This is a genomic window from Neobacillus cucumis, assembly GCF_002860255.1.
In the GTDB taxonomy this organism is placed as follows: Bacteria; Bacillota; Bacilli; order Bacillales; family Cytobacillaceae; genus Neobacillus; species Neobacillus cucumis_A.
This window is the reverse complement of the sequence record NZ_PGVE01000012.1, coordinates 117241-139877: the sequence shown is the minus strand read 5'-3', so window position 1 is coordinate 139877 and position 22637 is coordinate 117241. Positions and strand designations below refer to the sequence as shown.

The following is a 22637-nucleotide window of genomic DNA, read 5'->3' as shown; positions in this document are numbered from 1 at the left end:
GGGATGAGCGGTTTTGGAAACGCGGGTTGTGACGATTAAAAATATGGCAAATCAACAGGATGCAAATAAAGTTCTAGAAGCCATCGAGCACGTTTGGGGGAATACTCAAGCTGAGATAGATTTATCTAAAGGGAAGGCCATATACAGTTTCGATGAGAACATGGCCTCCGGCCAGGATTTTGAACAAGCAATTATGGATTTAGGCTACGAGATCATCCCTCAGGAGGCTTCGAAATGAAAGTTTGTGAAATTTGCGGAGTGAAAGAAGAAATGGAGCCAAATATGGAGGGAACGATCCAGTCGGTCGTCCTCCATGTTTGCAAAAGCTGCCAGGAAGATTGCAAGTGGCACACTTTTGACGATGTGGAATAAATTTTTATAAAGATTGAAGAAGACAGCAGGTGAAACACAGTGAAACCAATTGAGGTTAAGCGAGAAATTCTTCGGCTTGGTAAGGGATATAGTGAACAGGTTGAAGACAGTGTTGTAACCGAATATCCAGTTACCATTAAAATAAATGGGGAAGAATTCGTCACGTTAATATGTTCACCAGAACATATTGAGGATTTAGTGATTGGTTACTTAGCATCTGAAGGTGTTATTCGCACGTATGAAGAAATTGAAGAAGTATGGATGGATGAAAAAAGTGGTTTCGTACATGTCAAAGCGAGTAAAATCAACCCATATTATCAAAGGTTTCATAATAAGCGTTATGTCACTTCCTGCTGTGGAATGAGCAGACAGGGATTTGTATTTGTCAATGATGCGCTGCAAGTGAAAAAGAGGAACACCATTCAAACCAAAATTTCCTCTAATGAATGCTTTAAGCTTATGAATGACTTGCAGCAATCCTCGATCACGTTCAAAAGCACAGGTGGAGTTCATAATGCATCCTTGTGTCTGGCCGATCAAATGTTAATTAATCGGATGGACATCGGCCGGCACAATGCATTGGATAAAATCTACGGCTATTGTCTGCGGAATGATATTTCTTTAGAAAATAAATTACTCGTTTTCAGCGGCCGGATCTCATCGGAAATTCTTTTAAAGGCAGCCAAAATTGGCTGTGAAATGGTCCTGTCAAAATCTGCACCAACCGAACTGGCTCTCCAGCTAGCCGAGCAGCTCGGAATCACGACAATTGGTTTCATCCGCAACGAAAGCCTAAACGTCTACACCTGTCCCGAAAGATTCGAAGTCGGCTAAAGATTAGCCAAGTTTTCAATGATTACAAGGTATTCTAGGTTTTCACTATATCTGAATTATATATGGTGACAGGCACCTTCTGTGTACATTTGTACGTTCTAGGGGGACAATGTCGCAAGGCAATCGGATGATTTCGATTGCTTTTTTGTTTATATGTTTTATTTAGTCCATTTCTTTTTAGTTGAAAGTCGTAAAAAGAATTCAATTATTAAATTTATGTATTTATCATATTAAATGAGGGGAATTTTTCTAATAATCTGATAAAATATAGGTACTCTACGAATATAGTTTGTAGAGGAAAAGACTGCTAGATATTAATTAATAAAAGAAATATTTAAAGAGGGGGAGTTTCTGAATGATTGATCAAAAAAAGTTTACTCGTAAGTTTTGCTCTGTTTTAGCCGCTGCTGCCATGACTACATCTGTTACAGCACCTGCTGCTTTTGCTAGTGCACCAGTAAATAACACTCCAGCATCCCCGAAGACCACTATACATACTGATGTGAAGAAAGCCAAAAAGGAGAAAACGTATGATTTAACTATTATGCATACTAATGATACCCATGCCCACTTAGATAATATTGCTAGACGAATTTCTGCCATTAACCAAGTACGTGCAGAAAAGCCTAATTCCCTTTTATTAGATGCAGGGGATGTTTTTACAGGAACACTGTATTTTAATCAGTATGAAGGACTGGCAGATTTAGAATTTATGAATCTAGTTGGTTATGATGCTATGACATTCGGAAACCATGAATTTGATAAGGGAACAGCGACTTTGGCTAATTTTATAAAAAGGGCACAGTTCCCATTTGTCAGCGCTAATGTCAACTTCCAGAAAAATAGTAACATAAACGAAATTTTTAATGATTCCATTACAAAGCATCCTAATAATGGAGAAATATATAATGGTATTATTAAAAAGGAGAATGGAGAGAAAATTGGAATCTTTGGTCTGATCACAGCAGAAACAAAAGATATCTCCAGCCCTGGACCTGATGTGGAATTCGAAGATTATCTTACACAAGCTAAGCAAGCTGTTAAAGCATTTAAGGAAAAAGGGGTTAACAAAATTATTGCCCTCACACATATCGGTTACAATGACGGAGGAGGGGATAACGACCTAACTCTAGCAAAGGAAGTAGAGGGAATTGACGTAATCGTCGGAGGACACTCTCATGATAAATTGGACCAGCCTGTAGTGGTGAATGCGGGTGAGGAACCAACTGTTATTGTCCAAGCTAATGAATATAGCAAATTCCTTGGAACAGTTGATGTTCAATTTGATAAAAAAGGGAAAGTAATCAACTCTTCTGGTAAACTCATCGACCTTGATCAAAACGTAAATGGATCTTATGTCATTCCAGATGATCCAGAAGCCGCTCAGATCTTAGAAACAAAGTACAAACCAACTATCGTGGAAATGCAGCAAACCGTGATTGGAAAAACAACTGTTGACCTAATTGGTGGAAATCCGCCTGCACGTACAGGGGAGACAAATCTAGGAAACTTAGTGACAGATGGTATGCTGGCAAAAGCAAAAACCATTAATCCAAACACAGTCATTGCTTTACAAAACGGCGGTGGGATTCGTGCAACTGTTCCCGCGGGGGATATTACGTTAGCAAAGGTTTTTGAAATCATGCCATTTGGCAATACTCTTGGCATTATGAAACTAACAGGGGCAGAAATTAAAGAGGCCTTAGAGATTAGTGTGAAGGACGCGCCAAAGTCTTTTGGCGGGTTCCTGCAAGTATCAGGGTTAAAATTCACCTATGATAGCAGCAAACCTGTAGGACAAAAAGTTCAATCCATAGATGTAAAAGAAGATGGAGTGAACTATGTTCCTATAGATTCTAGTAAAACTTACGTTGTAGCCACAAACACTTTCACAGCAAAAGGCGGAGATGGTTATACCGTTTTTGCCAAAGCCTATAGTGAAGGACGAGTTAGTGAGCCGGGGTTTGTAGATTGGGAAATCTTTACGGATTTTATTGCATCCCAAGCAGGAAAAACAGTTAGCCCAAGTATCGAAGGACGGATCGTTAATCTAGCAAATTAAGAAATTTCTAAGGTAACAAGGTTTGTGACCATAGAAAGAGACAAAAAAGGTGCATGACCCCAATGAAATATGTGGGGTTCAAGCACCTTTTTTACTGATATCTTTATCATTAATAATAGAAGAAAATTATTATAGGCTACTTTAGATCCTTCCCTAGTTGATTCAATAAGGCTTCACTAGGGTCTTGACTAATCTCCCAGATCATTGCTCCGGCTAATCCTTTTGATTTTATATAGGCTGCCTTTTGAGCCATGGATTCCGGATCATCATAGCTGACAAAGGTGGACCCATTCCATAAATATGGGACCCGTGATTCACTACTCCAGTAACGTACGAACCCATTTTTACCTACAAAGTTTTTTTCAATTTCCCCATAACTATCCGAAAAAACAGCTCCGGTGTGAGTTTGATATAATCCGTTGTTCGCATTGTTGACCTCTTTATAATCATAGCCATAAAACGGTACACCCATGACGAGCTTGTTTGCCGGAACCCCATTATCTAAAAATACTTCTACTGCCTGAGATACATTTGGGGCATTTGCGGGTTCGGCGGAACTAGCGTAAAGCGGGGCATTAAATCCGGTCACGCTATCCCAAGGACCGTGTAAATCATATGTCATGAGCTGAATATAATCGACGATTTTACTAATTTGATCTAATTGGGTAGTTTGAGCAAAATTAGCGGAAGCCCCAGCAGCAATGGACATAGTATATTTCTTGCCATCCAGCGCTTGTTGGGCATTCAGCTTTTCACGTACCTTTTGCAGAAGCAGGGTGTAATTTTTTTCATCAATCGGTCTACGCACATTTGTCTTCATTCCCCCGTTTACCGGATACTCCCAATCAAAATCAACCCCATCAAAGCCGTAAGTTAAGAGAAACTTTACAACACTATCAGCGAAAGCAGTACGGGATGCCTCAGTCAAAGCTACTTCAGAAAACTTTTCCGACCAGCTCCATCCGCCAACTGATATCACCGTTTTTAGATGGGGGAATTTTTGTTTCAGTTTCTTTAATTGATTGAAATTCCCTTTGAATGGATCAGTTGCTGAATCTCCTGGGAACTCTTTTTGTGTATCGGCATAAGAATCACCAACCTGCATTTTTAGATCATTGCCGATATTAGCAAAAGCATAGTTGATCTGTGTTAGTTTGGAGGCATCAATGTCCGATACCTCTGATCCGCTATAGGTTGACCAGCCGGAATAGTACCCGGCTATGACATGACTAGGTGGCGTAAGCGGCACTGAACCAGTAGAAACGGTTATCTCAGAGCTTGCCGGCGACACATTGCCTTTTGCATCCTTTGCGGTCACATAAAAGTTGTATTTCGTATTCTGCGTTAGGCCGCCTACGACAAAGTTCGGACTGTTCGTTTCAATGATTTTTACTTTATTTTGATAAACGCTATAGCCGGTCACAGTGTAATTATCATCAGGTACATTCCATTTCAATGTGATTGTTTTATCAGTGGATTGAGATGAACTAAGTATTAGGACCTCCGGTGCTTTCGTATCCAGGACACCCGTTGATAAGGTCACTGATTGGCTCGCCTCTGATAAGTTTCCTGCTGCATCCTTTGCCTTAATCGTTAAGGAATAAGATGTATTTGGATTCAGGTTCTTTACAGTTGTACGTAATCCTGAAGCAGTGGCTAAGAGTGTCGGGCCATTATAAATCTCATACTTAACATTTGGGCTGATGTTATCGTAATTATCCTTTGCTGCATCCCATTCCAACTTAACGGTCGTATCCGTAACGGAAGTTACCTGTAAATTGGCTGGAGCGAATGGAGGGATCGTATCTTTCGATGTCTCTGTTGTTACTCGGACCGTAATGCTTGCTGAAGAAAAATTCCACGCCCTGTCTCTTGCTTTTACTGATAGATTAAAAGCTTTACCGGGATTTAGATCTTTTAACGTAACACTATTGGTTGTAGAAGTCCCAATGCGAACCAATCCGTTGTAAATCTCATACTCTATCACACCTATATTGTCTGTTGAGCTATCCCATGCCAAGGAAATGGTTTGATCCGTTTTTGCTGTCACATGGAAATTAGCCGGGGTTGAAGGTGAAATTTTATCATTCTGAATGTAAACGGGACGGGACGATTCTGTTTTTTGACCAGCTTTATCATAGGCAATCGCCTTTACCACCTGCTCACCGTCAGGGACCCAGGGATCGGTTGCCCAATTAATCGTATATGGTTCAGATGTCTTTGTGCCAATTAGATACCCGCCGTTTGCACTGTAGAATTCGACCTTTGAAATACCGGTGTCATCTGTTGCGTTGATTGAAAGCTTCACATTACCTGCTACCGATTCTCCGTCATAATCCAACGGAGCTACCCCTAAGGGACTCACTGTTGGCGGAAAATCTTGGGTTGTTTCAATAATGTTATTACTTGCTTGAGAAACGTTTCCGGCCCGGTCCAAGGCTTTTATCGATAAATGGTAGGTTGTGCCGGGAGTTAAGTCGCTCAGAGTAACACTCGTGCTGGTGGAGGTTCCGATCCTAATTTGATCATTGTAAATTTCATACTTTACCACGCCTACATTATCCGTAGCCGCACTCCAGGCGAGAGAGATGCTATTGTTTGTCTTGGCTGTCGTGTGCAAATTAGTGGGAGCGGAAGGTACCGTTTTGTCATTCTGTACATACACCGTTCGGGAAGTTCCGGCTTTTTGTCCAGAAGTGTCGTAGGCAATAACTTTTAAAACCTGTTCACCGTCTGGAACCCAAGGATCCGTCGCCCATTTTACGGTATAAGGCGAGGATGTCTTGTTCCCGATTAAATATCCGCCATTGGCACTGTAAAATTCGACCTTTGAAAGCCCTATGTCATCCCCAGCCGAAACAGAAATTTGTACATCTCCTGATACAGTGATCCCATCACCAGCCAAGGTAGATACTTGGATGGGGCTTACCCAAGGAGGATTGTCTGCTGCTTGAGCCATAGGGAGGGGCAAGGTCGAAAATAGAATTACAGATAAAAATCCTGACGAGAACTTTCCCCATACATTTTTAGCCATTTATTCAACTCCTCTCATTCTGTTCGTATTCGTTACCAACGAAAAGTATTCTATATTCATATGATTCGATTTAAAAGGTAGGTTCTGGGGGGGGAAATCAAGACTGTTCCTATTCGATATAAGAAATTATTTTCTTTAAGAATTAGATTTATGAAGTTGCATAGTTCTTGTTAAACAAAGATTTTAAATAGATGAAACCAATTCCATGTAAGAATCGACTAATAGGCAGAAAAAGAGGGCAAAACCAGTTGAGCTTTCGACAGAGCAGTAAATAATTAAATGTAAAAATGGAAATAATTAGACGGCTATGAAATGAACAAAATAAAGGTTTGCCTTACGTTAAGACATTCGTACTCGCTCGATAAAAGGAGGATATTTGATGGATCAAACAAAATTACCGACATTTTCTGTTGAATATGAATTAGGCGGGATGGTTTTTTACAAAAATGTAAATGCCGCCACTATAGAAGAAGCTAAAAACCAAGTTCAGAGCCAGCAAACAAATGCAACCATTCAGGCTGTATCGATAGTAGACGAAAATGAAAATTATGCTGGTTAGATCATTATTTTTGATCAGACCATCAACACCATGTGTTGATGGTCTTTATTCATTTTATGTACATTTTTACCTTAATTGGTTAAGCATCCTGAGGAATTCGTGTTTGTTTTCCTTCTTTAAATAAAACACTTTTAAGAAACGGATTTAACCAGCGATCCAATCCAATCTTTCCTGCATTGAATCCAGCTGCAAGAATGAACATTCCTAAAACGATCATCTGAGGATTTGTACTTGTTGTTCCTGAGAACATATAAGCAAAATTCATCGTTAGACCCATAAGTACTGAAAAGGAAGTAAAAACACCTAAAAGTAACCCTAGACCTACTAAAAATTCACCCCATGGAACAATGACATTAAAGAAATCAACATAGGGTATAGCTACATCTTTTAAAAAATTTCCCCACCAAGGTTGAACCGATGGATGCTCCCCAGTCATATTTTTTACGGCACCATACATAAATCCACTGGCATCAAATTCTCCACTCGTGATCTTACCCAATCCAGCCTGTAGCCACTGCCATCCCAGATAAATTCGAAGTGCGGTTAGAATTAGTGAAACATACCGGTTTTCCTTTAACAGTTGAAGAAACATACTAAAACCTCCGTTTAATTGATAATTATTATCATTGATAACGATTATCATTATCGTTTGTTTTGATTGTCTCGTCAACAAGTTAAAAGTACTAATTATTTTCTTTATTATAGAACTATGTCCCTAATTCTCATTGGTCGTGTGAAAAACCTTTAATCCATAAATATCCGACTATAATCATTTTCTGTTTTTTAATGAAGGGAACTTCATAGTTATGTTGAATTAATTATGTAACTTATAGAAATAAAACAGCTAAATGCTCACAATATTTTTTGTAAGGGAGGAAGGCCGGTTGGATGATAAAAAAATAATTGCCAGGTATCGATTGGTGAACACGGTAAAATCCTATGAAGACTTTACTTTTCACTCACATGAAAAGTATGAAATCTATTATTTTCATGGCGGAACCTGCAAATATTTGATTAGTGACCATATTTATGATTTACAGAAAGATGATATCATTATCATGAATGGGTTGACATTACATCGAGCATATCCAGAACCTGGGATTCCTTATGAGCGAAGCCTAATTGAATTTTCATCTGAATGGTTACGGCCTATCTTATATAATTTAAACGTTCCTGAATTGTTAAATCCCTTTAACCAACTAAGTAATACTTTATTTCGTGGAGTAGACAGCGAGATCTTAATGGAAATTAAAGAGTTAATTAGGAGAATTGTCTTGATCGATGTAAATAATTTCTATGAAGATGAAAATTCAGTAGAAAGTCGTTTGCGTGAGGGGGAAATATCCAATTTAGTTGTTCAACTTCTTTTTAAAATCTATGAAATAAGCCAACAGCAGCTCGTTAAAATTGCTCCGATCGAATCTGAAAAAAATACTCATGTTAAAAGAATGATATCTTGGATGGAAAAGAACTTTTGCAATCCCACTTCTTTAAACTGTATCGCTGATAGCTTAAATTTAAGTAAATATTATATGTCCAGGATTTTTAAAGATGTAACAGGATTAACTATCATGCAATACTTAATGACATGCCGGCTCAACCGTGCAAAATATTTGTTAGAGATTCATCCGGAAAAATCCATTCTAGAAGTAGCTTTACAATCGGGATTTGAAGATGCCTCACACTTCAGTCGTTTTTTTCGAAAACAAATGAAAATAACTCCATCAGACTATCGCAATCGCCGAGCGCCACGTACACAAAAAACCATAAAGAAATGATCGTTCCTACAAACTTCTAGACTAAGAAGACACCTCTCATGGGTAACGGGTTGCGTTAAGTATCGCAAACACTAAAAATGTAATGCAAAACTTCGTCATTCGTAATCCGAAGAATTAGCAATTAAAAGAAAAAATAACAAGGGTATAAACCCTTGCTATTTCTAATGTTTTTTAATCGCTCTAGCCTTACAAATGGTCCTACATTGGTTTGCATTTTCCTGTGCAAATTGACGTTTTGCGATCGGACACGGAACCCGTTAATGTGGGAGTTCCTCTTTCTTTTATTATAGTGCTCCATTTTTTGTATCTGAATGAACGGCAATTAATACGACTGCTTTTTCCGTTCCAATATTTTTAACCGTATGGGGAACACTAGCATTCCAGCTAAAGGAATCTCCTCGTTCCAAAACAAAGGAATCTTCTCCTTGTTCCGCAAGTATTTTTCCTTCCAATACTAAATGACACTCGACCCCCTCATGTGCATGGGCATCGCCAATAGATGCTCCTGATGGAAATTCCACGCTTCTTAACGATAATCCACCTTTTGAAGAAATGTGCTCCACTTTTAAATTATTCATTGCAGAAAACGTTCTTTCCTCTTTTCGTACCACCTGCATATGCTCCTTTTTTTCTAAAAGCAAGTATGGAAGAGGTACGTCCAAATAAACTGCAATGGTCTGTAGTGTGTTAATGGACGGGGAAGTATTATTGTTTTCAACATTACTGATAAAACCTTTAGAAAGTCCTGTACCTTCACACATTTGAGCAATGGTGATTTTTTTTCTAGTCCGTATAGCTCGAATCTTTGCGCCGATATCCAAATAATCCACCTCTAAAGTTTCCTAATATAGAACATAGTTTTATATTAACAAAAAAACGATTGACAATCTAGTCTATCAGTTGTTATCCTATAGACAACAAAAGTTCATAATAGAAAACATGAAAGAAATTATTTTTTTGTCTATTTGTTTTCTAATATGAATATTTTTATTCTATTTGAATATTATCTAGCTGATTTTTAAGAAAGAATACTCAAACACTAGAGAAAGGGATGAAAAATATGTCAGCACCAATGATTTATGAGCTTCGCCTGCCTGCGAAGATGGATCCGGATAAAACGTATCCAGCTTTGTTTCTCATGCATGGCATTGGCAGCAATGAACAAAATATGCTGCCATTAGTGGAAGGATTACAAGACCAATTTTTTATTTTCAGTATCCGTGGTCATTTATCACAGCCTCCAGGGTATGCCTTTTTTACAATTGAGGGGTATGGGAAGCCGCACCGCGAGGTATTTGATGAGGGAGTTGATAAACTTACCAGTTTTATTGATTATGCATGTAATCAATATCCTTTAAATGAGGATCAACTCTTTTTACTCGGCTTCAGCCAGGGGGCAATCCTTTCAATGACCTTGGGATTGAAATTAGGTAAAAGAATAAAAGGAATCGTTGCTTTAAGCGGTTATATTCCTGCTTTTGTAAAGGATGAGTACACCATTCAACCTGTTGATCAGTTAGCGGTTTTCATCTCACACGGAGAAATGGACCAGATCCTTCCATATGTATGGGGCGTTGCTAATGAGGAGTACTTCCGAAAGTTAGGTGCAAATGTAACTTTTCGGACCTATCCTGTGCCGCATACCGTTTCATTACAAAATCAGCAAGATTTTATTACGTGGATCACTGAACAATTATTGAAATAATAAATTTTTGGAGGTAAGAAAATGATAAAAAAATACGAGGCTAGCACATTCATTTTACGAGTCATATTAGGAATAACGTTTTTTGTTCATGGGTTTGTTAAATTCCAAGGAGGAATTGAAAATATCGTTGGTTGGTTTACTGCAATCGGCTTGCCAGGATTTTTAGCTTATGTAGTCGCATCCATTGAAATAGTCGGCGGAATTGCATTAATCCTAGGTTTAGGAAGTAGAGTAGTTTCAGCGTTACTTGCTTTACTCATGGTAGGTGCAACACTGAAAGTGAAATTGGCTGTAGGCTTTTTAGGTAATGGAAAAATGGCTGGCTATGAACTTGATTTAGCATTATTAGCAATAGCCGTAGTTATTGCAATAAATGGCAGTAAAATGTTCGCACTTGACCAGTTGATTTATAAAGGTAATAGGACTGAATCAAAATCCTTTTGAAAAATAGGGGGAAAATCAAATGATGCCATCTTTGTTTATTGCACATGGTGCACCATTGCTAGCCATTGAGAATAATGAGTATACTCAATTTTTAAATGAATTAGGTAAAAGCTTTCCGCGTCCGAAGGCCATCGTTTTATTTTCTGCCCATTGGGAATCACGGGCTCAAAAAGTAAGTGATGTTAATACTTATAGTACAATTTATGATTTTGGAGGTTTCCCTCATGAACTTTATCAGATTCAATACCCTGCTCAAGGAGACCAACAGGTATCCGATGAAATAAAGGACCTATTTAAGGAAAATGATATCCCGTTTGAAATGGAAACAGAACGGGGATTAGATCATGGTGCTTGGGTCGTACTTCGTTTACTTTATCCGAACGCTGATATTCCAGTCATTGCGATGTCTGTCAATCCGAAACTATCTCCAGTCGAACAATATAAGATTGGAAAGGCTTTATCAGACTTAAGAGCTAAAGATGTTTTAGTGATTGGAAGCGGGGGAACAGTTCATAACTTGAGAGCGGTAAAATGGGCAGATAATGAAGTAGATCAATGGGCACTTGAGTTTGATGATTGGTTAGCTGTTCATTTGGCTAATTGGGATTTAGAGTCACTATTTAAGTATGACTCAGTTGCACCAAATGCAGAGTACGCTGTCCCTCGTTATGGGAGTGAGCACTTTATCCCTATTTTCTATGCTATGGGCGCTGCAGATGATGTGAAAAAGGCAACTTTGCTTCATCGAAGTTATCGGTATGGCAACCTGAGTCATAGTGTTTGGCAGTTTGGTTGATAAAAAAAGATCCCCAACTTATTTTTGTTGGGGATCTTTATCTTATTTTTCTTCAAGTGGTTGATGACCCATAAATTTTCCATTAATAAAAACGGCCATTTCAATGGATCTATCGGAGGAATAAAATGGTACGCCAATCATAATTGCATCACCATGCGAATGATTAATGATGACCTCAATATTCTTAACGCCTCTCCAGCTGTATCCTTCATTTTTAATAGAACGTTTAGCGTCTTTAAACTCTTGGCTGCTTATTAAATCAGCAACCATTTTATTTTTTTCAGCTCCAAAAACCGGTGATACATCACAACCACAATCCGTTGCTGCTTTTGCAGAATTCCCAGAAGTTACAAACAATGTTAATGCAACAAGTACTCCACTTAATACTGTTAAAAATTTCTTCATATTCTTCCTCCTTTTTTCCTACCATCCTTTATTTTATTCGCTCTTTTTCGACAATCTCCTTTAAAAAATTGGAAAAACATTCGACAATTTCCACTTTTTATGACAAATTTGTGGCTGCAGATGAATACTGATACCTATTTACAATGGAGATTTTTACCTAAGTTCCATTGATTGATTGAGGAATTTCCTAGTGTTATTCTTTATGTAGATATGACTAAGGAGACGATTAATTTGGTGACCGAATTGGTTATAAATGATACCTGTATTAAATTAAAACATTACGAAGAAGAAAAAATAAATAATTTATATAAAATAACTGTGATTTTTATGGTAACAAGTATGGATTACCATGATATTACCACCTTGCTTTATAAAGGTACCTTCGATGTGAAAATACCAGAAAGACATCTAGCGTTCAAAGCTTCAATTCAAGAATATTCTACTTCGATTACCAACTTATACGAAAGGGATCAGGTGGGGGAATTTAAGGTTAGTCTGCTTGAAAAACACGATTAAAGGAGATGGGAGTCGTGAAACTAAGTATCCTAGACCAAGCTCCAATTTCATCTAATCAAACCGCACGTGAAGCTCTGAACGAATCGATGAAGTTGGCCCAGATGGGAGAAAAATTCGGTTATATCCGTTATTGGATTGCCGAACATCATGATTTGCCAGGTCTTGCTTGCTCTGCGCCAGAAGTGATGTTAAGTTATATCGGTGCCAACACCTCAAGGATTAGAATTGGTTCAGGAGCGGTTTTACTTCCGCATTATAAACCTTTTAAAATAGCAGAAGTCTACAATATGCTTGCTACGCTTTTTCCCGGCCGGATTGATATCGGGATTGGAAGGGCCCCAGGCGGGTCAGCGGAGGCGTCAAATGCCTTGTCTGATAACTTTTTACAACAGGTGTGGAACATGCCAAAATCTGTAACAGAGCTCCTCCACTTTTTGGAAAATGATTTTCCTCCTGATCATGAGTTTAAAAAATTATCGGCATCTCCCGTTCCACCAGTATCTCCTTCACCATGGCTGCTCGGAACCAGTAAAAAAAGTGCCATCTTAGCTGCAGAAAATGGAATGGCTTACGCGTTTGGACAGTTCATGAGTGATAACGACGGTGAAGAGATTATTCAACAATATCTAACTTCTTTTAAACCTAGAAAACAAAATGATAAGCCCGAAGTGATTGTAACAGTGAATGCCATATGCGCAGAGACAGATGAAAAGGCGGAAGAAATGGCATTAAGTTCAATTGTTTGGAGAATCAAACGAGGCAAGGGAGAGGAAGGCGGCGTTCCATCCGTTTTAGAAGCAAAGCAGTATAAGCTAGATGACAAAGAACGAGAAACTGCGAGGAAAATGATGGAAAATATGATTATTGGCAACCCAAAGAAGGTTGCTAAAAAGCTAAGTGAAATCGCTAAACTATATCAAGCTGATGAAATTATGGTTGTAACGATTACCCACTCTCCAGCAGATAGAGTGAAATCCTATCAATTGATAGCTGAGGGGATTTTTCATTCTTAAAAAAGGCTGCACGCTCGAAAAGGAGCGTACAGCCTTTCGTTTTATTGGGCCTTTACGACCGTATAGTATTTCACAGGAGAATGAGCCGAATTTTCTATTGTTTCAGAAATAGAACTTGTCAAACTATAGGTGCCTTTTGCATCAAGACCGAGCTCCCATAACATCATTCCACCGAACCCATGATCTACTGCCAGTTGGGTTTTCTTTTTCATGGTGGATGAACCGTTATAATAGTAGGTAGTTCCGTTCATATTAACAGTATCCCTATTCGCATTTGCGGGACTTTGGTTAATGATGGCACCGTAGGATACCTGCTTAATTTTAGGATCTGTTGGCTGGGCATAAAAAGGAACCCCGAGCACTAATTTTTCTTTTGAAATGTTTTGTTCTTCAAACAAACGGGACCAATAGTTGACGATCTTCTCTGTAAATGGATACGGTGATAGATTAGCTGCATGATAGCCATCGTCCCATTGTCCGTCATAGGCCATAATATTAACATGGTCCACGTCTTGAAACATGGATGGTTCGTATTGGACGAAGCCGACTTCAGTGAGAGTCACGGCATGGATCTTAGAATAAACAGCTACAGAAACTTCTTTCTTTTTCGGATGAAGCTGCGCGCTTAATTCCTTTGCAAAAGCGGCAAGATTTTCAGCATCCGCTTTTGAATGGGGATGTTCGAAATCAATATCTATTCCATCGAGATTCTCACGGTCTGCTAAACTAGTAAGCCCGTTCACTAGCTTTGTCCGGGATGTTGGATTAGAGATGGCTGCTTTAAAATAGGGATAGGATTCTCCGCCGTTCATATGAAACCAGCCGCCGACAGCTAACATCACTTTTGTATTTGATTTTTTGGCGTTTGCCACAGTTGTTCGCAGGTTTTTTAACGCCGAATCACCATTCAGTAAGATACCGCCATCCTTTGTCGGGTGGGCAAATGAGAAAATTACATGAGTTAATTTACTGTAATCCACTTGATTTGGATCACGGAAATCTTGTATATAACCGATGAGCACTTTAGAAGTTCTCTTTTCCACTTTGGGTAACTCTTTAGTCTCTGGCTTAATCGCTGATTGAGGAGCCTTTTTAAATTTAACTGGTTGGTTCTCAGATTTGGATGATGTAAATTGGATCCCTGTATAGATTCCTCCAAGAAAGGTAAGAACGATTACCAATGCAAGGAGGAGATTACGTTTTTTCATAGGATGGTATCCTCCTTCAAATTCTATAAAAATTGTAACAGATATAGTGTAGAAGTATGGCTGGTAATATCCACCTTATGAAGCACCAATTAATTACCTGGGTAAATAGATTTGAAAGGATACTCAGTTTCTGATATAATATTAAGGTTAATGATGAAAACTAGATTATTTTTAATATAAAGATTTAAGGGTGGTTAATAATGAATCAAGAATATAGAGTGTTACTTTATTATAAATATGTACCAATTGAGAATGCTGAGGAAGTGGCAAATGAGCACCGTCAATTTTGCCATGATCTTGGACTAAAGGGTCGGATTATTATTGCTTCTGAGGGGATTAATGGTACGGTGTCAGGGACTGTAGAACAGACGGACGCTTATATGAAATACATGAACGAGCATCCGTTGTTTACAGGAACTTGGTTTAAAATTGATGAAGCATCTGAGCATGCTTTCAAAAAAATGAAGGTCCGTTTCCGACAAGAGCTTGTCACTTTACGTTTGGAAGACGACATTGATCCTAACGTATTAACAGGTAATCATTTAAAGCCAAAAGAATTTTTTGAGGCAATGCAAAGAGAAGATACAGTTGTGATCGATGCCCGTAATGATTATGAATTTGATCTCGGTCATTTCAGAGGCGCCGTACGTCCAGATATTTTAAACTTCCGCGACCTTCCAGAATGGATTAGAGAAAATAAAGAGCAATTTGAAGGCAAAAAAATCCTTACGTATTGTACGGGCGGGATTCGTTGTGAAAAATTCTCCGGCTGGCTGCGTCAGGAAGGCTTTGAAGATGTATCACAGCTTGAAGGCGGAATTGTTACTTACGGAAAAGACCCTGAAGTTCAAGGAGATTTATGGGACGGACAGCTATATGTGTTCGATGAGCGCATTAGTGTTCCAGTTAATCACAAAGAGCATGTCGTGGTCGGCAAGGATTACTACACAGGTGAACCATGTGAGCGATATGTAAACTGTGCGAACCCTGAATGTAACAAAAAAATCCTGTGCTCAGAAGAAAATGAGCACAAACACTTACGAAGCTGTTCGCATGAATGCCGGGTTCACCCAAGAAACCGCTATGTTGCTCAGCATGGATTAACGGAAGAAGAAGTAAATGAAAGATTAATGGCGTTAAGCCATAACTAATAAAAAGAGTAAGCAGGTCATGTTTATGGCCTGTTTTTCTTTTCCCATACGTTTTCATAACATAAAAAAGGAAATTCATTGATACATATGGAATATACTTGTGAGTTATTTTCTTTTTTAAAGAAAAATAGAATACCCTGAAGGGAGCAGGTCCATGACCACCTATACAAACAGAAACGAAGTCCCCGTTCATGAAAAATGGAATTTATCAGATATTTATCCTAAAATCGAGAAATGGGAGAATGATTACCAGTTAATTGAGGAAATCACTGTCTCCTTAAAGAAATTCGACGGAAACATTCATGATGGTCATTCTCTATATGAATACCTCAAACAGAGAGAAGAACTATCTTTCCATTTTAACAAAGTTTACGCCTATGCCATGCTAATGGTAGATGAGAATACAAGAGAGACCTTGCCGCAATCCTACTTAGATAAGGCGAAGCAGCTTAGTGTAAAAGTCAGTGCGGCCACTTCCTTCTTTATGCCATATTTACTTAGCTTAGATGAAGAAACCTTAAGGAGTTATATCAAAGAAGAGGGAAGATTAACCTACTTTGAAGAAGATTTACTTGATTCCTTCCGTTATAAAGAGCATGTTTTAAGCAAGGAGCAAGAAGAAATCCTATCCAAATTAGGAGAAGCTTTATCGGTTCCTGGTCATACTTTTGGAATGATCAATAATGCAGATATTAAATTCGGAGAAGTAACCAATGAAAATGGTGACCGGATTGAATTAACACGAGGCATGTATTCGAAATTAATTGAAGATGAGGACCGTGAAAAGCGGAGAGAAGCTTATAAGGCTTATTACCAGCCTTATGTTCAATTGAAAAATTCAATTGCCGCTACCCTTTCAGCAGCTATCAAAAATAATGTAACCTTAGCTAAAATCCGCCACTATCCATCGGCGCTTGAAAAAGCACTGTTTGGAGATAATGTCCCAAGAGAGGTATATGAAAATCTGATTCAAACAACAAAAGACAATATTAGTCCCCTTCACCAGTATACAAGGATTCGCAAGGAGAAATTAAAACTGGATGAAATTCGTCAATATGATATGAGTGTTCCGCTTGTCAGCGGGGTAAAACAAGTCATTTCGTACGAAGAAGCGTATGAAACCATGTTAAAAGCTCTCGCTCCTTTAGGGGAAGATTATCTTACTATTTTAAAAGAGTTTAAAGATAAGTGCTATATTGATGTCCGCGAAACACCAGGTAAACGATCTGGTGCTTATAATTTGGGTGTCTATGGTGTACATCCCTATATACTATTAAATCACCAGGACGATTTAGATAGTTTATTTACCTTGGTCCATGAATGCGGGCATGGAGTCCACAGCAAATTAAGTTCACAGTATCAGCCGCAAATCACGGCTGGTTACAGTATTTTTGTAGCAGAAGTAGCTTCGACTGTAAATGAGGTTCTCCTAATCAACTATTTATTAAATAACGAATCTGATCCTGAAGTTCGTAAACACCTGCTTAATCATTTTATCGATCAATTTAAGGGCACTTTTTTCACTCAAGTCATGTTTGCCGAGTTTGAAATGAAGACACATGACATGGCCGAGAGAGGCATTCCATTAAACGTGGAAGTGTTCAATCAAACGTATGAAACTTTGTTTAGAGAATACAATGGAGAGACAATCATTTTTGATGAGGAAGTCAAATACGGCTGGTCCAGAATTCCACACTTCTATCGCCCGTTCTATGTGTATAAATACGCGACAGGCTTTGCATCTGCCATCCATTTAGCGACAAAGATTTTAGAAGGAGATCAAGAAACCATCCACTCTTATTTAGAATTTTTAAAGAGTGGAAGCTCTGACTATCCGCTTGAGTTACTGAAAAAGACTGGTGTGGATTTAACTACACCAGACCCAATTCAAAACGCCCTTAAACGTTTCGGGGAGCTCGTCGAAGAGTTCTCCCAAATCTAAACGAGGAAACCCGAGGTATGAACAACGCCTCGGGTTTTTTTGTGGTTAAATTGAAAGCTTTTTGCCCTCTTGAACGGAAGAGGTTGTTGCTTTTTCAAAGGCTAATATCGTCCCGAACCAGACAAAAATGAGGTGAATATAAGCAAAAGAAATTTCTAGCAGGTGAATATGAACAGGGACCACCATGCCGATGATTTGAATAACTAAAACCACTAATGTAAAGATGGCGGGTGCCTTAGGTAAAACCTTTGCACGGAGAGCAGAGATTCCTAATAAAATAAGCCCAATAAAGATACCTGGGATAAGTGGAATAAAAATGGCAAGCTGTAATGGGAAACGATCAATAGCCATGCTGTTTAATAGATTACTAACATGCTGCAAATCTTTCGCTGTGTGAACAAAATCAAAGATGATTGGGTAGGCGATAATTTGTACTGGACCATGAAAAATTTCAAACATTAAACCTATAAACAATAAAGGAAAGGCTATCCATCCCCACCATTTTAAACCAGCAGACTGCCGTAAAAATAGGGCTGGCAAACCGATTAGGATCAATGTCGATGCATAGGCTAAAAGAACATGGATATTTACAGCTCCCTTAAGAAAATCTGGGATATCTTTTACCGTTTCTGGTACATCACCGAGATGAATTAGCTGCCCGGTAAACCCCATCATTCCCCCTATTAATAACATGAACCCGCTAAACTTTAGAAACCCTTTTGGAACGGTAATCATTGATATTCCTCCTGTGTCATTTTGTTTGTTTTTTGTTTACACCTGAATCATATCATCCCACCATTACCCGGCCGGTAGAGGCACTTCTTCCCGAAGAGTAGGAACTAAACCGGGAATCTAAAAATAACATTTACAGAACAATCTGATTATTGGTACAATTTCCCTATCACTTGATTGATGGGAGAAGAGTTTATGGTATCGACGACTCCTTTATTTTCTAACAGTAAGATTGTCTTGCTGCGCAGGACGGTCATAACAATAAGTTTGCTTACTGTGATTCTTTTTATCGTCAGTGCCCCACAATACTACCAATATATTAAAAACAATTGTATCACTCTGAGCTGTGAAGCCTTTTATAACCCTGCCCCTGGGAATCAGTGGCTGAAAGACCATGGCATTACACCAGAAGAGTATTCTTTTGCCTACGACACAATATATATTGTTTTTGGATTGGTTTATATCCTTATTGGTTTAGTGATTTTGTGGAAAAAATCGACTGACATAATTGGACTCCTAGGAAGCTACATGCTTATTTCTCTAGGAGGGACCTTTACTCCAATTATGTGGGGGCTAAAGGTCATTCATCCTTTATTAAGTATCCTAGTTCAGATCATTGAAGCGGGAGGAATGGCAGCCTTTATACTTTTCTTTTTCCTCTTTCCCAATGGACGGTTCGCCCCTATCTGGTCTAAATACTTATGTTTTATGGTGATCCTTCTCCGTATTCCGGGAATGATTTTTCCAAAGACCTATGTTGATTTACAATACATGTCTAAATGGTTATTTGGATGCTGGTTTATTATCTGGATTGGCAGCTTGTTGTTTGTTCAGATTTATCGATATAGACATATCTTAACTCCAGTAGAAAAGCAGCAGGCCAAATGGGTAGTATACGGTGTGGTGATTGCCTTACTTGGGCTATTTAGCTTAACTGCTTTGTTTATTGTTACGGAAAAAAAGATCCAGACAATGCCAAACCATCTGTTTTACATGGAAATAGGGATTCATAGCACCATGCTGATTATTCCAGCAGCCATTTTGATGGCAATGATGAAACAACGTTTATGGGATATTGACTTCATTGTCAACCGAACCCTGGTATACGTAATTATGACTGCTTGTACGGTCATTGTTTATGTTATCGGGGTTTGGTATTCAGGTTTGTTGTTTCAATCAAGCAACAATCTGATTAGTTCACTTATTGCAACAGGGATTGTTGCTGTCTTGTTTGCACCTGTAAAAGCTAAGGTTCAGCGATTTATTAACAGAAGAATGTTCGGAGAAAACGAGGAGCCTTATACGGTTTTATTTCGTATGGCAAAGGAATTAGAACAACCGAATGATCCGGATTCTGTATTGCAGCTAGTGGTAAGAACCATTAAAGACTCCTTAAAAATTCCTTATGCATCTTTATCACTTTATCAAAATGGTGAAACAGTAGTAACAGCGGAAGAAGGTATTTTTAGTCATGATTACCTGTCGTACCGTCTAGTTTATCAGGGAGATGATATAGGGGAAATAAAGTTGTCACGACGCGCTCCTGGGGAGTCCTTTACTTCTTCCGATCAAAAATTCATCGATATGCTAATACGACAAGCCAGTGTCGTCGTTCAAAGTGCCAAAGTGTCCAAAGATTTAAAACTATTAGCTGAAGATTTGCAAGAATCGAGGGAGACGATCGTATATGCTAGAGAAGAGGAACGGAGAAAGTTAAGAAGCAATCTTCATGATGACTTAGCTCCTCGTCTTGCTGCATTAGCATTGACGGCTGCAGCTGCAGAGGAATTAGTAGATAGTAATCCTTACGCCACTAAGGATATTCTCGGAGAATTACGGACAACAATTCGCCAAACTGTTTCAGAAATCCGCGGTTTAGTATATGATTTGCGACCACCTACTCTCGACGAAATGGGCTTAATTGGGTCCATTCATGAACGGATAAAAGATTTGTCAGCAGCTAGTGCGACTCAGCGAAGTGCAGCAGAAACCGACAGGGTAGTCTTTACTTTAAATACCCCTGGCAAACTGCCTGATTTACCTGCTGCAGTGGAGGTTGCTGCTTACCGAATAACAACGGAAGCAATTGTAAATTTGATTCGCCATTCTAAAGCAAAGAATTGTTTGATAAGTTTTGCGTTTTCCTATACAGGTGAAAAAGGATTAGTGATATGTATAGAAGATGACGGAATTGGTGTTGATCCTGTAAGAAAAAGAGAGAAGAACTCAGGAATCGGGATTGGTTCAATGAATGAAAGAGCTACAGAATTAGGCGGACGGTTTCAACTGGAGACCAATGGACATAGAGGAACAGCAATCACTGTATTTTTGCCGGTTAATAATGATTAAATGGGGGAAGAACATGAAAAAGGTTAGAATTTTAATAGTTGACGATCACCCTCTTTTCCGTCACGGTGTAAAAACCCTGTTTTTGACCACACCAGACTTGGAAGTAGTTGGGGAAGCAACTTCAGGAGAGATAGCTATTCAAATGGCGCAATCTCTTATTCCTGATGTGATTTTGATGGACCTTCGGATGTCAGGATGTAATGGAATTGAAGCAACTAGGGAAATTATAAAGTATAACCCAACTACACAAATTTTGATTTTGACAATGTTCCAGGATGATCATTCTGTCTTCGCTGCTATGAGGGCTGGTGCTAAAGGATATGTGTTAAAGGATGCGGAGAAAGAGGATTTGTTAAACGCAATCCGGGCCGTAGCAAATGGCGGTGCTATCTTTAGCCCAGGAATTGCTTCTAGAATGATCGATTACTTTGCAATGGCCCGGCCGGCAGCACCTCGAGAAGCTTTTCCTGATTTAACGGAGCGGGAGCGGGAGGTCCTCTATTTGATGGCAGACGGGACTATCAATTCAGGTATAGCTGCGAAGCTAAAGATTAGTGGGAAAACAGTCTCTAATTATGTCACCAATATTCTTAACAAACTACAAGTTGCTGATCGAGAAGAAGCTATTCATTTGGTAAAAGAGTCACGTTTAGGAAATGAAGAGGGAACCGAAGAATAATCATAAAAGCAGGCCAGACTCATAATTATTGAGTCTGGCCAGTTTTTGTGATTATTTACAGCATTTTACTATAAAGTTTTGTTAAAATATATCTGATATACAAAAATTATAGGGGGAAAAGAATTTGGATTCTAAGTTTAAAAAACCAAAAGCTTTTGGGGAAATTTTGGATCACACCTTTAGTTTGTGTAAAAATCGCTTTAAGGAATTTTTCATGATTTTAATTATTTTTATGGGACCGGTCTACTTGCTCCAAGCAATTATTCAAATGGCTACCGGAACAAGCTTTTTTAGGGAGATGGGTACAGGCGGGCAATGGTATGAACAAATACTCTCAAGCTTCGAAAATTCCGGTTCCATTGATTCAAGCGGCTTTGGTGCGGATATCGGCTTAATTGTCGTTGCTTTATTAAGCGGCTTACTTTTTCCAGTTGCGGAGGCAGCCATCCTGTTCGCTGTTAATCATATCCGTAAGGAGGAAGAGTTTTCGGTTAGCTCTGTGGTTAAGCAAGCATTTCGCCGATTTTTTCCGATGCTGGGCAGTTCGATTTTGTTTGGGCTTATGCTTTTAGGAATTATCCTAATCCCTATTTTAATTGTTGCTTTTTCAGGCGGTGCTTTGGCAGCGGTTGTCCATCCAGTTTTAGGCATATTGGTCGGAGTACTGTTGTTTATTGGTTTCGCCATTGGCATGGGCTTGTTAATCACACGCTGGAGCTTTTATTTTGGCTCCGTTGTCCTTGATAAGGTATCACCTGGATTTTTAAGAAGCTGGCGCCTGTCACGAAAACGGACCTGGGGACTGTTTGGATTATATATTGTTTTTTATTTAATTGTTTCCATCATTAGCTTTGCCGTCCAAATGACGTTTGGCGCGTTATTGGGCAACAGTGTTTTATTAGGACTTATAACCAACTTAGCCTCCTTATTTACAACAATGATTTTTTCTGTTGGTTACGGTATTATGTACCTTGATTTAAAGACTAGAAATGATGCTGATGATTTAAAGGAAATGATAGAAGATTATCAATCGATCTGAAAACCTATATGTTAGGTGA

The 22637-nt window shown here is 38.8% G+C and carries 22 protein-coding genes; 16 read left to right on the top strand and 6 right to left on the bottom strand.

Annotated elements, in window-relative coordinates; all coding sequences use genetic code 11:
• Positions 1–13 precede the first annotated feature (13 nt).
• The 4 genes from CVD27_RS01565 to CVD27_RS01555 all read left to right on the top strand — a co-directional run bounded on the left by CVD27_RS01565 (position 14) and on the right by CVD27_RS01555 (position 3268).
• The gene (locus CVD27_RS01565) at positions 14–238 is read left to right on the top strand and encodes a heavy-metal-associated domain-containing protein (protein WP_101646141.1); all 225 of its coding nucleotides are present in this window, start codon (positions 14–16) and stop codon (positions 236–238) included.
• Positions 235–372 (top strand): hypothetical protein, encoded by a 138-nt coding sequence (locus CVD27_RS27850; RefSeq protein WP_180960115.1) that lies wholly within the window; start codon positions 235–237, stop codon positions 370–372. Before CVD27_RS01565 ends, CVD27_RS27850 begins: the two co-directional genes overlap by 4 nt.
• Positions 373–411: 39 nt before the next feature.
• Positions 412–1206, top strand: a complete 795-nt coding sequence (gene fdhD, locus CVD27_RS01560) for a formate dehydrogenase accessory sulfurtransferase FdhD (RefSeq protein ID WP_101646140.1) — start codon at positions 412–414, stop codon at positions 1204–1206.
• A 355-nt stretch (positions 1207–1561) separates the two neighbouring features.
• The gene (locus CVD27_RS01555) at positions 1562–3268 is read left to right on the top strand and encodes a bifunctional metallophosphatase/5'-nucleotidase (RefSeq protein WP_101646139.1); all 1707 of its coding nucleotides are present in this window, start codon (positions 1562–1564) and stop codon (positions 3266–3268) included.
• Positions 3269–3404: 136 nt separating this feature from the next.
• Here the strand turns inward: CVD27_RS01555 and CVD27_RS01550 are convergent, their stop codons facing one another.
• Positions 3405–6302: a glycosyl hydrolase family 18 protein gene (locus CVD27_RS01550; protein ID WP_101646138.1), complete on the bottom strand. Its 2898-nt coding sequence runs from the start codon at positions 6300–6302 to the stop codon at positions 3405–3407.
• A 379-nt stretch (positions 6303–6681) separates the two neighbouring features.
• On the opposite strand from CVD27_RS01550, the gene CVD27_RS01545 reads away from it, so the two are divergent.
• Positions 6682–6861, top strand: a complete 180-nt coding sequence (locus tag CVD27_RS01545; RefSeq protein WP_101646137.1) for a hypothetical protein — start codon at positions 6682–6684, stop codon at positions 6859–6861.
• Between the two features lie 79 nt (positions 6862–6940).
• Here the strand turns inward: CVD27_RS01545 and CVD27_RS01540 are convergent, their stop codons facing one another.
• Positions 6941–7453, bottom strand: coding sequence for a DoxX family membrane protein (locus CVD27_RS01540; protein ID WP_101646136.1), 513 nt, complete (start codon positions 7451–7453; stop codon positions 6941–6943).
• Positions 7454–7745: 292 nt separating this feature from the next.
• Between CVD27_RS01540 and CVD27_RS01535 the strand changes: the two genes are divergently transcribed.
• Positions 7746–8639 (top strand): AraC family transcriptional regulator, encoded by an 894-nt coding sequence (locus tag CVD27_RS01535; RefSeq protein ID WP_257984218.1) that lies wholly within the window; start codon positions 7746–7748, stop codon positions 8637–8639.
• Between the two features lie 284 nt (positions 8640–8923).
• Here the strand turns inward: CVD27_RS01535 and CVD27_RS01530 are convergent, their stop codons facing one another.
• Positions 8924–9460, bottom strand: a complete 537-nt coding sequence (locus CVD27_RS01530; protein ID WP_101646134.1) for a helix-turn-helix domain-containing protein — start codon at positions 9458–9460, stop codon at positions 8924–8926.
• A gap of 239 nt (positions 9461–9699) precedes the next feature.
• Between CVD27_RS01530 and CVD27_RS01525 the strand changes: the two genes are divergently transcribed.
• The 3 genes from CVD27_RS01525 to CVD27_RS01515 are packed head-to-tail and all read left to right on the top strand — an operon-like array spanning position 9700 to position 11584.
• The gene (locus tag CVD27_RS01525; protein ID WP_101646133.1) at positions 9700–10344 is read left to right on the top strand and encodes an alpha/beta hydrolase; all 645 of its coding nucleotides are present in this window, start codon (positions 9700–9702) and stop codon (positions 10342–10344) included.
• A 21-nt stretch (positions 10345–10365) separates the two neighbouring features.
• Complete coding sequence (locus tag CVD27_RS01520; protein ID WP_101646132.1) at positions 10366–10788, top strand: DoxX family protein; 423 nt, start codon at positions 10366–10368, stop codon at positions 10786–10788.
• A gap of 19 nt (positions 10789–10807) precedes the next feature.
• Complete coding sequence (locus CVD27_RS01515) at positions 10808–11584, top strand: dioxygenase family protein (RefSeq protein ID WP_101646131.1); 777 nt, start codon at positions 10808–10810, stop codon at positions 11582–11584.
• Between the two features lie 42 nt (positions 11585–11626).
• Here CVD27_RS01515 and CVD27_RS01510 read toward each other — a convergent pair whose 3' ends face one another.
• Positions 11627–11989 carry a hypothetical protein gene (locus tag CVD27_RS01510; protein ID WP_101646130.1) on the bottom strand — a complete coding sequence of 121 codons (363 nt, stop codon included), beginning with the start codon at positions 11987–11989 and terminating at the stop codon, positions 11627–11629.
• 231 nt (positions 11990–12220) lie between these two features.
• On the opposite strand from CVD27_RS01510, the gene CVD27_RS01505 reads away from it, so the two are divergent.
• Together CVD27_RS01505 and CVD27_RS01500 are read left to right on the top strand one after the other, a co-directional pair.
• Positions 12221–12505, top strand: a complete 285-nt coding sequence (locus tag CVD27_RS01505; protein ID WP_101646129.1) for a DUF3219 family protein — start codon at positions 12221–12223, stop codon at positions 12503–12505.
• A 14-nt stretch (positions 12506–12519) separates the two neighbouring features.
• The gene (locus CVD27_RS01500; protein ID WP_101646128.1) at positions 12520–13518 is read left to right on the top strand and encodes an LLM class flavin-dependent oxidoreductase; all 999 of its coding nucleotides are present in this window, start codon (positions 12520–12522) and stop codon (positions 13516–13518) included.
• A 41-nt stretch (positions 13519–13559) separates the two neighbouring features.
• On the opposite strand, the gene CVD27_RS01495 is transcribed toward CVD27_RS01500, so the two are convergent.
• Complete coding sequence (locus tag CVD27_RS01495) at positions 13560–14726, bottom strand: glycosyl hydrolase family 18 protein (protein ID WP_101646127.1); 1167 nt, start codon at positions 14724–14726, stop codon at positions 13560–13562.
• Positions 14727–14926: 200 nt separating this feature from the next.
• Here CVD27_RS01495 and trhO point away from each other — a divergent pair, with 200 nt between their 5' ends.
• Together trhO and pepF are read left to right on the top strand one after the other, a co-directional pair.
• Positions 14927–15877 (top strand): oxygen-dependent tRNA uridine(34) hydroxylase TrhO, encoded by a 951-nt coding sequence (trhO, locus tag CVD27_RS01490; protein WP_101646126.1) that lies wholly within the window; start codon positions 14927–14929, stop codon positions 15875–15877.
• Between the two features lie 154 nt (positions 15878–16031).
• Entirely contained in the window at positions 16032–17819 is a 1788-nt protein-coding gene (gene pepF, locus CVD27_RS01485; protein WP_101646125.1) for an oligoendopeptidase F, read from the top strand.
• Positions 17820–17864: 45 nt separating this feature from the next.
• Here pepF and CVD27_RS01480 read toward each other — a convergent pair whose 3' ends face one another.
• A complete protein-coding gene (locus tag CVD27_RS01480) occupies positions 17865–18554 on the bottom strand; it encodes a hypothetical protein (protein WP_101646124.1) in 690 nt (229 codons plus the stop codon).
• A gap of 192 nt (positions 18555–18746) precedes the next feature.
• Between CVD27_RS01480 and CVD27_RS01475 the strand changes: the two genes are divergently transcribed.
• From CVD27_RS01475 to CVD27_RS01465, 3 genes are all read left to right on the top strand, one after another.
• Complete coding sequence (locus tag CVD27_RS01475) at positions 18747–20900, top strand: sensor histidine kinase (protein WP_180960114.1); 2154 nt, start codon at positions 18747–18749, stop codon at positions 20898–20900.
• Between the two features lie 13 nt (positions 20901–20913).
• Positions 20914–21579, top strand: coding sequence for a response regulator (locus CVD27_RS01470; protein WP_101646122.1), 666 nt, complete (start codon positions 20914–20916; stop codon positions 21577–21579).
• A gap of 124 nt (positions 21580–21703) precedes the next feature.
• Positions 21704–22618 (top strand): hypothetical protein, encoded by a 915-nt coding sequence (locus CVD27_RS01465; protein ID WP_101646121.1) that lies wholly within the window; start codon positions 21704–21706, stop codon positions 22616–22618.
• The last annotated feature ends 19 nt before the right edge of the window (positions 22619–22637 follow it).